The 12,939-nt window shown below is 62.7% G+C and carries 9 protein-coding genes; all 9 read left to right on the forward strand.

Annotation, left to right across the window (positions count from 1 at the left end; genetic code table 11):
• Positions 1-2: 2 nt before the first annotated feature.
• Positions 3-3,011 carry a MobF family relaxase gene (gene mobF / locus AQZ49_RS08390; RefSeq protein WP_067614830.1) on the forward strand — a complete coding sequence of 1,003 codons (3,009 nt, stop codon included), beginning with the start codon at positions 3-5 and terminating at the stop codon, positions 3,009-3,011.
• An 8-nt stretch (positions 3,012-3,019) separates the two neighbouring features.
• Positions 3,020-4,558, forward strand: coding sequence for a peptidase M16 family protein (locus tag AQZ49_RS08395; RefSeq protein ID WP_156428206.1), 1,539 nt, complete (start codon positions 3,020-3,022; stop codon positions 4,556-4,558).
• 205 nt (positions 4,559-4,763) lie between these two features.
• Positions 4,764-5,771: a ParB N-terminal domain-containing protein gene (locus tag AQZ49_RS08400; protein ID WP_067614832.1), complete on the forward strand. Its 1,008-nt coding sequence runs from the start codon at positions 4,764-4,766 to the stop codon at positions 5,769-5,771.
• 54 nt (positions 5,772-5,825) lie between these two features.
• Complete coding sequence (locus AQZ49_RS08405; RefSeq protein ID WP_156428207.1) at positions 5,826-6,173, forward strand: hypothetical protein; 348 nt, start codon at positions 5,826-5,828, stop codon at positions 6,171-6,173.
• 13 nt (positions 6,174-6,186) lie between these two features.
• Complete coding sequence (locus AQZ49_RS08410) at positions 6,187-7,656, forward strand: DEAD/DEAH box helicase (protein WP_067614834.1); 1,470 nt, start codon at positions 6,187-6,189, stop codon at positions 7,654-7,656.
• Positions 7,656-8,669, forward strand: coding sequence for a ParB N-terminal domain-containing protein (locus AQZ49_RS08415; protein WP_067614835.1), 1,014 nt, complete (start codon positions 7,656-7,658; stop codon positions 8,667-8,669). The genes AQZ49_RS08410 and AQZ49_RS08415 overlap by 1 nt, the downstream gene beginning before the upstream one ends.
• Before the next feature lie 99 nt (positions 8,670-8,768).
• Positions 8,769-9,779, forward strand: coding sequence for a DGQHR domain-containing protein (locus tag AQZ49_RS08420; protein WP_067614940.1), 1,011 nt, complete (start codon positions 8,769-8,771; stop codon positions 9,777-9,779).
• Between the two features lie 58 nt (positions 9,780-9,837).
• Positions 9,838-11,388 carry a radical SAM protein gene (locus AQZ49_RS08425; RefSeq protein WP_231739067.1) on the forward strand — a complete coding sequence of 517 codons (1,551 nt, stop codon included), beginning with the start codon at positions 9,838-9,840 and terminating at the stop codon, positions 11,386-11,388.
• 11 nt (positions 11,389-11,399) lie between these two features.
• On the forward strand, positions 11,400-12,917 hold the full coding sequence (locus AQZ49_RS08430) for an ATP-binding protein (protein ID WP_197410979.1): 1,518 nt from the start codon (positions 11,400-11,402) through the stop codon (positions 12,915-12,917).
• The last annotated feature ends 22 nt before the right edge of the window (positions 12,918-12,939 follow it).

Genomic DNA, 12,939 nt, shown 5'->3' on the forward strand with positions numbered 1-12,939 from the left:
CGATGCTGTCGGTCGCTCCCGTGCGCTCCGCTGGCGGTGCCGCCTCCTACTTCGCCAAGGACGACTATTACGTCGGCGAACACTCCAGCGAGGTCAGCGCCTGGGGCGGACTGGCAGCGGCTGAGCTCGGCCTGGTTGGCGAAGTGGACAAGCTGGCATTCGAAAACCTGCTCAACGGCCGGCTGCCCGAAGGCCAGCAGGTTGGCGATCCCGAGCGCCGCCGCGCCGGTATGGATCTCACATTCTCGATGCCCAAATCCGCCAGCGTGCTCGCCTATGTGGGTGGTGACCATCGTCTGCTCGACGCGCACTTGCAAGCGGTCCGCCAGACTATGGGCTGGGTCGAGAAGAACTTCGCCGAGGGGCGGGTCTATACCGAGAACCCCAAGGGTGATCCGGTCCAGACCGGCAATCTTGCCTATGCGATCTTCCAGCACGACACGAGCCGCAAGCTCGATCCACAGGCGCACCTCCATGTCGTCATTGCCAACCTGACCAAGGTGGGCGAGCGATGGCAAGCGCTCCACAACGATCAACTCTGGAAGAACAATTCGATCATCGGCAGCGTCTATCATGCGGCGCTGCGCACCCTGGTAGAAGAGCTTGGCTACCGCACCGAACTCACCGGCAAGCACGGCCAGTTCGAAATCGATGGCGTGCCGCTGGCTGTCATTCGGGAATTCAGCCAGCGGCGCGAAGAGGTGCTCGCCAAGGCTGCCGAGATCGGCATCGCCACACCCCAAGGACGCGATGCGGTTGTCGTCAGAACACGCGACGCCAAGGTCAATCTCGAAGACCGAGGAGCCCTTCGCGCGGAATGGGGGGAGCGAGCGGCCGGGCTTGGTTTTGATGGGCAGGCGCTGGTGGCCGAGGCTCAGGCGCAGGCTGCGGATGCGGGCCGAGGGGCTGGCGGGCTCAATGCCATCCGGCAGATCGGGGCCGTGCTCGCACAATGGGCCGAGCGGCTGTCCGAGTGGTTGGGCCCGGGCGATCCGTTGGTCACCAGCGGCATCGCTCGCCTCGGCATGTCCGCCTCGCAGGTTGGGGCTGAAATGGCTGTGGCATCAGCCATCAGGATCCTTGGCCAGCGCGAGGCGGCCTTTCCGATCCATGAGGTGTCTCGAACTGCGCTCGACCTCGGCATCAAGGGCGTCACCATCGAGGCGGTCGAGGCGCGCGTCCAGCAGCTGGCGGACAAGGGCCAGCTTGTCTTTGGCAAGTCCGCCCGCAGCGACGGCGCCATCACGCATGTCACGACGCCTGAGCACATCGCCGAAGAACGTCGGTTGCTCGCCGGTATCGATGCTGGCCGAGGCAGCAGTCAACCGATCATGGCTGCGGATGTCGCAGCCACCCGCCTGCAGGACAAGGCCGGGGAGCGGCCGCTCGGCCAGGAACAGTTGGACGCCGGTATTCTTGCCCTGGCGAGCCAGGACCGGGTGGTCGTGATCCAGGGCGTCGCTGGTGCTGGCAAGACAACCCTCATTTCGGCGATGGCCGCGGCATTGGGAGAGGACGGGAAACAGGTGATTGGCCTCGCGCAGGCCAACAAGATGGTCACCATGCTGAAGGACGAAGCAGGGATCCCGGCCCAGACACTGTCGTCCTTCGTCAATGATCATCTGCGCGGGGCACTTGCTGGCAAAGGTGAAGCCTTCGAGGCCTCGAAAGCCACGTTGCAGGACACGGTTCTCGTTCTCGACGAAGCCTCGCTGGTCGCCAACAAGCAGATGAATGACCTCGTGACCATCGCCAACACGATGGGCGTGAGCCGCCTGGTGATGATCGGTGATCGCGCCCAGTTGCAGCCAATCGATGCGGGCAAGGCCTTCAGCCTGGTCCAGGCCAATCGTCCCGCCATGGCCCGGATGGATGTCAGCCTGCGCCAACGCACCGAGCATATGAAGGCTGTCGCCGCTATGACCCGCACGGGTCATTTTGGTGGCGCCTTTCGCGTGCTGGGCGAGCGGGTGGTAAGCGCAGGGGTAGACTTTCGCGAGGCGGCGGCGCGCAAATGGCTCGAATTGTCCGCCGAAGACCGCACCCGCACCGCCCTCTACGCGTCGGGCCGCGACACCCGGGCATTCCTCAATAATTTCGTGCAAGACGGCCTCAGGGCTGAGGGAACGCTCCGTGGCGAGGGACTTGAACTTGCGCGCGTCGAAAGCGTCAATGTCACCCGCGAGGAACTGCGGTACGCCAGGACCTATCGGGCGGGGCTGCTTCTTGATGTCAGCGGCAACGCTCGGCCCGGCGGTCTCGAGCGCGGGCAATACCGGATTGTCGAGGTCACCAAGACCGGGCGTGTCGTCCTGCGCGACGAAGACGGACGGCGCCACAGCTTCCGCCCTGACCGGCTCGATCCCAACGACAAGCGGGAGTCGCTCAGCCTGTCAGAGCGCGAGACGATCCGCATCCACGAAGGCGAGCGCGTCCGCTGGACCGCCAACGACAAGACGCGCGGGATGTTCAATTCCGCGGAGGCCGAGATCGTCGGCATCACACGTGAGGGTGTGGAGGTTCGGACAAGTGAAGGTGTGAACATGTTGCTCGCGCACGGCGACAGGATGCTCTCACGAATGGGGCTCGCCTACGCGATCAACATGCACCAGGCACAAGGTATGACCACCGATCAGGGCATCGGGGTCATGCATTCTGCGGAACGGCAGTTGTCCAGTCAGCGCCTGACCCATGTGATGGCCACCCGCGTTCGCGACGACATCACCATTTTCACCAACGATCGCGACCAGTTGCTTCGCTCGATCGAGGCCAATCCCGGCGACAAAGCCAGCGCACTCGAACACATCGGCGAAAAGGCGGTTGATTTGCCCGGCCAAGCCAACCGGACCGCGAAAGGTGCAGGCGAGGCCGCGTCAACGCACACGACTAATCGCGCCGATCCCTTCGCCATCGATCCCGCTTCGCTGCGGGTCGAGCCTGAAAAGCATGGCTCAGCGCCCAAGCCACAACTCACCCATGTCCCTGAAAAAACCATCGAACTCGGATTGTGAGGTCAACGATGAATGAAAGTCTGCGCGCTCCCGGCAATCTGCTGACGAATGGCCCTGCAGGAACAGTCGCCGTGGCGCGGACGGTTGGACAACAACGTCAGGCGAGGCTGTGGTTCGCGCGGATCGGTGTGTTCTGCCTGGCGTTCTCGGGGGCGCCCGCCGTGGCGCAGACACAGATTAGCGCCTCGGTGCCCGACGAATTTCCGCATGTGAGCTTCGGCGCCCCAGCGCGTGTTGCGACAACCAGGGTGGATACAGCGCTCGGCGCGACCATCGTGACCTTCACCACCGGCGCGCGCCTGATCGTCAAATCCACGCGCTCGGCACCGGGCCAGGTCGTTGTGATCGCATCTTTCGGCGCAGGGCGGTCGGGTGTGCCCGATCACTTGGTCCACGCGCTTTGGGCGACGACGCTCATGCCACTCGGCGGAACTACGAAGCTCTCCTACGCGGATCTCGATCAATGGCAGAAGACCTCAGGGCACCCCGTCAACGTGACGTTTGTGGCTGGGGTCTCCGCTTTTCAATTGCAGGGCGATGCGCCGTCCAGTGACTTGAGGACCGAACTGGCTCTGCTGACCGCCTATGCCCGCGATCCCGGGTTCGGGCCGGAAATGAGCGAGAAGATCGCGATGGTGGGGCCGATGATTGCCACGCAGATCGAGGGCGATCCGGCCGCGGAGTTTGCGCGTGCTGTGCAGCACGTCATGGTGGGCCTGCGCTACCAGGAACTGCCTGGGCGCGCGGACATCGCAGCGACGACAGGGAAGGAATTGCCTGAACTGCTCAGGGCATCGCTGGCGATGGCCCCTGATGTCGCGGTGGTGGGAGACATTTCAGTCGAGGACGCCATATGGGCGACCGCAGATACCCTGGCCGCCGGCGATCTACGGCCAACTGGGCGATGGGTGCGAGCATCGGTCATGCCTCCGCCGCCTAGGCGTGAACCGATCATTGTGGAGCATCGGCGCGCGGAAGGGGATGGATGGTTCGGGGAATATTGGCGCCTGCCTGATGAAGTCAGAAAGCCGCGCCTTAGCGCGGTGGCAGAGGTCGCCGCAGCGGTCGTCCAGGATCGCTTGCAACGCGAGGCCAAACTCAATTCATCGCCTGCAACGCAACCGGTTGTCAGTGCTTCGGTGCCGATTGAACTCGCGGGGGGTGCTGCATTCGGCATAGCGATCAAAATCCCCCCGTCGGCCGTGACCGCGACCCGAAATCGCATTACCTGCATCGTCGGTGAGCTTGCGCGTGGCTCGATCGAATCAGAACTGTTCAAACGCGCACGCCTCGCCGTGATCGCCAGCAGGGTCGCCGAGCAAAGCTCCAATGCATGGGCGGCGCGCCAGCTCACCTTGGTCCTGCGTGCTCCCGGCATGACCCAGGTCATCCCTCAGGAAAGCGACGTCACCTCGATTACGCCGGCAGCGGTCTCGCGCTTCCTCAAGACCTATCTACTCGGCCAACGGCCGCGTGTAATCACTGCCTTTCCCGAGGTGCGCGTAGCAATTGCATACGTTTCAAATCCTCCAGGCCGCAAGCCCTGACACTTAATTTCAAAAGTTAGATCTGACCTCGTGCCAGCGCTGTCGCGCCCGGCGAATTCGCGCGAATGGCCCAAGGGTGGCAACGATGTAGGGATTTAATTTTAGGCAGCTTAAGGAAGGGACTGAACGTAGACGAAGTTGGGGCGATTCGGCGGACGGGTCACGTTTAGCGGCAGGCAAGAGCCGAAGTTCTCGGGGGGATCGGATGAAGGGTAATCAGGAGTATTTAGCTGTCGATCTGGTTGAGCTTGATCGGGAGAACCCGCGCATTCGCCGCTTCCTGGAGGACTACGAGGGCGAGCTCAATGACGACCGAATCGCGCTTGCGCTCGACGTGGGTGCCGATACGGGCGAGGACGGCGCGGGCGCCACCTCGCCAGACAAGCTGCGTAACTCGATCCTGGCCAACAAAGGGATCATGCAGCCGATCATCGTGAACCGCCTCGCCGACGGAAGGCTGGTGCGCATAGAAGGCAACACGCGCCTTTGGATTTATCGTGACTTCAACGCCTCAGGCATTGAGGGCGACTGGTCGTCGATACCAGCCATCGTCCATGACGGGCTCGAGGGCTTTGAAGTTGATGCGATCCGCCTTCAGGCGCATCTCGTGGGGCCGAGGGCGTGGGACGCCTACTCGAAGGCGAAGTACCAGTGGGAGCTGCACTATAAGCACCTGATGCCGCTCGACCGGCTTGTCGACCTTTGCGGCGGCGACCGTCGCGACGTGCAGCGGTCTATCAATGCCTACGCCGACATGGAAAACCACTTCCGCAAGCTGTTCGAGCCAGGAGAGGACTACAAGACCGAGCGCTACAGCGGCTTCGTCGAACTTCAGAGCCCCAAGGTGAAGACAGCTATTCTTAAGGCCGGCTTCAACCTCGACGACTTCGCGGCATGGATTAAGGACGAGCGCATCAAGGGATTGATCAACGTGCGGCAACTGCCGCGCGTGCTGGCCGATAAGAAGACACGCGACATCTTCGTCAAGCGCGGCATCAGGGCCGCGCTTGACGCGATCGAGAAGCCCGAGGTAAATTCCACCCTGCGCGAGGCGAGCATAGGTCAGCTGGCGCGCGTCCTCAGCGAGAAGCTCGATGCTGTGCAGTGGGCGGATATTAAACGCATGCGGGAAAGCGTTGAGGACGACACCCTGCGTTATCTATTCGACGCGCAGGACGGGCTGGCGAGTTTCCTGGCGGACTTTGAGAAATAGGTGTCGGGTGAATCAGCGCTTCACATTCGGCTCGTCGAGTGCCTTGAACGGCACGTGCACGAACGCCACCCGACCGAGCGCGGGCTGCTGATGCTGTTGGACCACGACAGCTACGGGCGCGACCGGCCGCACCGCGTAAACGGCTACTGCCCAGATCTGTTTGCGTCGGACCTGCCCGCCACATTCGAGATCCTCGGCGAGGCGAAGACCGGGCCGGATCTCGAGCGTCCCCGTTCGCACGCCCAGATAGCAGCGTTCCTCGACCACCTGTCGCTGCAGGCCTGCGGCTGGTTCTACCTGTGCGTGCCGCCGCTTTCCGTCGGGCGCGGTCGCCAGCTCCTCAAGCGTCTCCGCACTCCGTCCCGCGCGCTGGTGAACGTGGAGGTCATTACGCTTGGCTGAGGGTCCATTACGCATGCGCCGGGACGACCGCCTCAACCTAGCTGCGGTCCACAGTGGCTTTACCTACCAGCTCCAGGCTGTCGAGGCAGTCAAGGACATGGAGTATGCCGCCCTCTTTCACGAGCAGGGCCTAGGCAAGACCAAGATCGGCATCGACCTGGCTCTTGGATGGCTGAAGGAGGACGTCATCGACACCATCCTGTTCGTCACCAAGCGCGGCCTTATCGCCAACTGGTCGGAGGAGATGCAGGCGCACTCACACCTCAGGCCCCGCATTCTGGACCAAAACCACTCGTCGAACTTCTTCGCGCTGAACAAGTCGCTTCCGGTCCTGCTGACGCACTACGAGGTGTTGAAGTCGGAGGAGAGGCGGCTGGCGTTGTATCTCCGGACCCGCCGTGTGGGCGTGATCCTTGACGAGGCGCACAAGATCAAGAATCCCGACACCGACATCGCGAAGGCGCTGCACCGGCTAGGTCCCTCGTTCGTCCGTCGCGTGATCATGACAGGCACGCCGGTCGCCAACCGACCCTACGACATCTGGTCGCAGATATACTTCCTCGACCACGGCGAGGCGCTCGGCGGCGACTTCGAGGAGTTCAAAGCGGACCTCGACCTCACCAATGACCTATGGAAGGACGAGGGCCGACGTGATGCGTTTGCGCGAGCGGCCGGCGCCGTGTTTGGCAGAATCTCGTCATTCTCCGTCCGGGAGACCAAGGCTAGTGCCGGGATCGAGCTGCCCGAGAAGGTGATCGAGAACGTTCCGGTCGAGCTCGCACCGCGCCAGCGCGAGATCTACGACGAAATCGCGAAGTCCCTTCGGACAGAGGTCGTGGTCGACGGTCGCCTTGTGGAGGACGACGCGGAGTCGATCCTTAAGCGCCTGCTGAGACTCGTGCAGGTCGCGTCCAATCCGCGGCTGATCGACGAATCCTACGACGAGACCCCTGGGAAGCTACCCGTGCTGGAGCGGCTCCTCGAGCGTGCTGTCCAGGTTGAGGACGGGAAGGCCATCGTCTGGACCAACTTCATCGAGAACGCCGACTGGCTGCAGCGCAAGCTCGACCGCTACTCGCCCGTGAAGGTGCACGGAAAGGTCGAGATGGAGGATCGCAACGCGGCGATAGCCCGCTTCAAGGGTGATCTGGCGTGCCGCGTCCTCATCGCGACGCCTGGTTCCGCGAAGGAGGGACTGACGTTGACAGTCGCGAACCACGCCATCTTCTACGATCGCGGCTTCAGCCTCGACGACTACCTCCAAGCGCAGGACAGGATCCACCGGATCTCGCAGCAGCGGACCTGCTACGTCTGGAACCTCGTCGGCGAACGCACCGTCGACGAATGGGTGGACGCGCTGCTGGGCGCCAAGCGTCTAGCGGCGCAGCTGGTGCAAGCGGACGTTGATCAGGCCCATTACGACGCGGCGGCCGATTACGACTTCGGCCGGATCGTTCAGCAGGTGCTTGGGGGACAGCATTGATGGGGACTGACGGCTTTGCCGGGATGATGCGGCTGCGCGGGATGGAGGTGCCGACGGTCACGCGCGAGGTCCCTGTCCGGGAACTGACCTTTTATCCCGAGAACCCCCGCATCTACTCGATCGTCTACGCCGACGGGCAGAAGCCGTCCCAAGCCGATATCCTGACGCGATTGCAGGCGCTCGAGCACGTGCGCCAGCTCGTCCAGGACATACGCGCGAACGGCGGGCTCATCGATCCGCTGATCGTGCGCCAGGGTGACATGGTCGTTCTGGAGGGCAACAGCCGCCTAGCCGCCTATCGCCACCTCGCGAAGGAGGACCCGATCAAGTGGGCGGAAGCGACCTGCACCCTCCTCCCTGCGGACATCGACGAGAACCTCGTGTTCGCCCTGCTCGCTCAATACCATGTGAAGGGGAAGAAGGACTGGGCACCATACGAGAAGGCGGGGTTCATCTACCGGCGCTTCAAGCAGCAGAACGTCGACCTGCAGGTCGCCGCGCCGGAGCTCGGGATCACGCGCGAGGAGGCCAAGCATCTCATCGCGGTCTATGAGTACATGATCGGCAGCGATGACCAGGACCCCGCACACTGGAGCTACTATGACGAGTTCCTGAAGTCCCGTAAGATCAAGAAGGCGCGTGACGAGGTAGCCGGCTTCGATGAGTTCGTTGTCCGTGAGATCAAGTCGGGTCGCATGGGCAAGGCGATGGACCTTCGTGACAAGCTCCCCGTAATCTGCGCCGGGCAGCCCAAGATCCTCAAGCGCTACATTTCCGGCGCATACGATCTCACCGAAGCCTACTCGCACGCGGTGACCGCAGGCGGCGAGCACCACGCGCTCAACCGGCTGAAGCGCTTCCGCAAATGGCTCGCGGATACGGAGACCGAGGACGACCTCCTTGAGGCGCCTAAGGCAATTCGCGACAGCATGCAGTACGAGCTTAAGGAGATCGAGCGAAAAACAAAGAAACTCAAGGAGCTGATCGAAAAGAAAAAGTTCGACATCGAATGAGGCGCTTGCGGCCAGCCGTGCATCGGTCGGGATCGACAGAGGCGTTCGCCATTGCTATTTGCATTCCTGTGCTGCAGTTTCGGCAGTATGGGGGTGCGGATGATTCACGAGACCACATTACCGTGCATGCGCGGACGCTCGCTTGACCGAACGGTCCTGCTAGGGTTTGCGACAGCGCGCGCTTTGCACTCGGCGAGCTTTGCAGACGTCCTCGACGAGGCTTCTGGGCGCGGCTATCAGCGTCGGCTCAACTCGCGCCACAGTCTCGACTTCCGGCGCTATGTGCAGGGTCCGGGCAGCGCCACCATACCGCTCACCTTCAACCTCCGCGGTAAGGACGGTGACGGCTGGCGCGTAGAGGCGCGCGACGGCTCGACGCTGTTGCATCTTCATGATGGCGCCCGGCCACTAGCGCAGGTCGACTGCCAGCACCGCCTCGGACATCTCTCCGACCTAGAAGTCGAGCTGCCATTCATGACTTTCATCGGCCTGTCCGAGCGCGAGGAAATGGAAATCTTCGGCGTCATCAATGGCAAGGCTAAGGGGCTGTCCAACAGCCTGCTTGACTTCCACGATGCTCAACTGTGCTCGGATATCGCCAGCGAACGGCCCGAGCTCTTGGTTGCCCTGCACCTCAAGAACGAGCCGAGCTCGCCTTGGTACAACCGGCTTGATCTGGGCGGGAACCAGGTGTCCGGACTTGAGCGCCGCGCCTCTTTGCGAACGATGCAAAAGGCTTGCCGTATACTTACCAAGCGACTTAAACCCGCGGCTGCGGATGAGGTGGCCCGCATCGCGCACGACTTTTGGCGCGCAGTCGCGCTCGTGATGCCCGACGCCTTTTCGAAGCCTCGCAGGAGTCTCGTGACGAAGGGCATCGGCGTCTACGCCCTTTCTGAGCTGGCAGCCGATTTCGTTCAAGAGGCTCCCGCTGGCACAAGGTGCGACGTGGCCTACTTCACAGCGATTATAGGCGATCTCGCCCCCCTTCTCGACTGGAGCAACGACGGGCCGCTCGGGGGTTTGGGTGGCGAGGGCGGCGCAACCCGTGCCGCCGACATCCTGCGCCAGCTCCACCGCCGTCCTCGTCTGGCGGTGGCCAATGGCTGATCGAAATATCCTCCTCATTGAGCCCGACTACAAGAATAAGTATCCCCCGCTAGGTCTGATGAAGATCGCGCAGTATCACGGGCCAAACGGCAAGCGGGACAATGTGCGCTTCGTAAAGGGGCGCGACCGGTCGGCGCTGAACCAGGCGTGGGACCGCATCTACGTTACGACGCTGTTCTCGTTCGAGTATCCGAAGATCGCGGAGACGATCGATTTCGCCCTGCAGGTCGCGAACGGACAAGCGGACAAGGTTTTCGTCGGCGGCATCGCCGCGTCGCTGATGCACCAGCGCTTCCTAGACGAGCGCCGCTGGCATGGCGTGCGCTTCATCAAGGGTCTCCTGACGGCACCGCCGGCCCAGTCGCTACAGCTGGACGATTTCGCCGAGGAACTCTATTCCGATGACCTGTCGGGTAAGCCAATCGAGGATTTGATCCCGGACTACTCCATCCTCGACCAAGTCGAGTATCGCTACCCTGTCCGCGACGCCTACTTCGCCTACACCTCGCGCGGCTGCATCAGGAAATGCCATTTCTGCGGCGTGCCCAAGCTCGAGGGGATGCAGAGGGACACGGACTCTCTTACCGCTACGGTGCGCGCCATCGACGAACTCTACGGCCCGCGCAAGGACCTCATTTTGATGGACAACAACGTGGTGGCGTCACCGCGTTTCAAGGAGATCATTGCCGAGATCCGCGACCTAGGCTTCACGCCTGGCGCGAAGCTTCTACGTCCCGGCACGCGGGTTCCGGTCCAGCGCCGCGTCGATTTTAATCAGGGGGTCGATGCGCGGATCTTATGCAAAGATAAGATGTATCTCCGCGAGCTTTCGTCGATCGCATTGCGCCCGCTAAGGATTGCCTTCGACCACCTCGGCGTCCGCAAGCCGTATGAGCAGGCGGTAAGGTATGCGCACGAGTTCGGACTGCATGAGCTGTCCAACTACATGCTCTACAACTTCCACGACGGTCCTGACGACCTGTTCGAGCGGATGCGCCTCAACGTCACGCTAAACGAGGAGCTCGGGATCCGCATCTGGTCGTTCCCGATGCGCTTCCAGCCGACGGACCGCCCGGACCGCGGACATATCGGAGACAAGTGGACGCGGTTCCAGCTCCGGTCGATGCAGATCATCCTGCAGGCGACCCACGGCGTTGTCAGCGGCGAGCCGGAATTTTTCAAACGCGCTTTCGGTGACACGTTCGCCGACTACGAGCGGATACTTGCGATGCCGCACGACATCATCTTCAACCGCGAGTATTACGAAAACGGCCCCGGTCGGGCTGAATTCACCGACTTCCAGCGGGCGTTCAACCGCCTTTCGGAGACCGACCGCGCCGAACTTCTTGGTCTCCTGTCATCGCGGGACCCGCGGCATTTCCATACGCTCCGAGACGATGCCGATTCCGACGCCTTGCGCGCCGTCCTGCCGTTCTACGTGCCGCGGCCGAAGGAGGAGTGGCTGACAGTCTGGCAGAGCAAGCGGGACGCCGTCTCGGCCGAGGTCAACAGCGGCTTGGCCGAGGAAGAGCGGGTCGAGGATGCAGGGCTCGACTACGAGGACACCTCCGAGACACCTGACGCAGTGATGGCCCCGATTGCTGCTTGAGAATGAGTAAGATGGCACCACACGAAAACCCGACCGCCAGCGACGTCCGCGTGGGCAAGGACCTACTCGAGCTCGTCTCGTCGGCGATGTATGTCGAGCCGTTGACTGCCTATCGCGAGTACCTGCAGAACGCGGCGGACTCGATTGACGAGGCGCGACGAGTCGGGCTGCTCGGCGCGGGTGAACCCGGCCGTGTAAACATTTTCCTCGATCAGGCGGCGCGTGTCGCCCGCATACGCGATAACGGTGCCTCGATTCCGGCGGAGGAGGTCGTCGGCCGGCTGCTCGCTCTCGGCGGCAGCAGCAAGCGTGGCACCGATGCCCGCGGTTTTCGGGGCGTTGGCCGGCTCGCCGCTCTTGGATATGCCCAGTATCTCACTTTCCGCGCTCGCGCCCAGGGCGAGGATACCATCACCGAAATCACATGGGATGGTCGCCGTCTGCGCTCTGCTCTCGCCGACGCTGGTTCCGGCGACCTCGCGTCGGTAGTCGCAGCGGTCGTCGATGTGCGTACTCTTCCGGCCGGGGACGAGGAGCTGCGGTTCTTCGAGGTCGAGATCGGACGGATCGTTCGCCAGCGCGGCGACCGGCTCCTCGATCCGTCGGCTGTCGAGGGCTACTTGGCCCAGATCGCGCCGGTGCCGTTCGCAGACGAGTTTCATCATGGCGCCGCCATCGCAGACGCTATCCGTGCGGCCGGTCCGCTCGGGGAGCTGGAGGTCACGGTCGACGGGGGCGCGCCGATAAAGCGTCCGCACCGGGACGCCATTCCGCTCGGGGGCAGCGTATCCACGATTCACGAACTCACCCTGTTTGAGGTGCCTGGGATGGACGGCGGCTTGGCAGCCGTCGCCTGGTTTGCGCACCACGACTACAAGGGTGCCATTCCTTCGGGGGCGCTTGTGAAGGGAGTCCGTGTCCGGGTCGGCAACATTCAGATCGGTGATCAAGCCATCCTGGAGCAGATTTTCCCAGAAAGCCGCTTCAATTCGTGGACGATCGGCGAGGTGCATGTTCTCGACCGCCGTATCGTGCCAAACGGTCGTCGTGATCAGTTCGAAGCTAATGCCCACTACGCAAATCTGGTGAATCAACTCTCGCCGGTCGGTCGTGACGTCGCAAGACGTTGCCGCACGAGTTCGAACCTTCGGTCCAAGTTGCGGGACTTTGAACTTGCAGTCGGGGACGCACAGGGGCGGATCGCCATCATCGGACAGGGGGCCATGTCGGCTGGCGCTCACGCCGCGGAGATCGGCCGGGTGCATCAATCCGTCCTGCGCATGCGCAAAGCGATGGAGGCCGACGGAATTGAGGAAACCGTTCGCGATAGCATGGCAAGCAGGATCGCGGCCGTCGAGGCGGAACTCGATCGGGTTACCGTGGGCGTTACTACCGATCCACTCGATGTCATTGCCGAGGGCGAGCGCGATACCTACCGGCAGGTCTTTAACCTGATCTACGAGTGTTCTGCGAACCGGGTGGCCGCTAAGTCTCTTGTCGACAAAATTATACAGCGGCTCGCCGCTTAGTTGCGGCAGCCCGCCGCGGCAG

The organism is Novosphingobium sp. FSW06-99 (assembly GCF_001519065.1).
Classification (GTDB): Bacteria; Pseudomonadota; Alphaproteobacteria; order Sphingomonadales; family Sphingomonadaceae; genus Novosphingobium.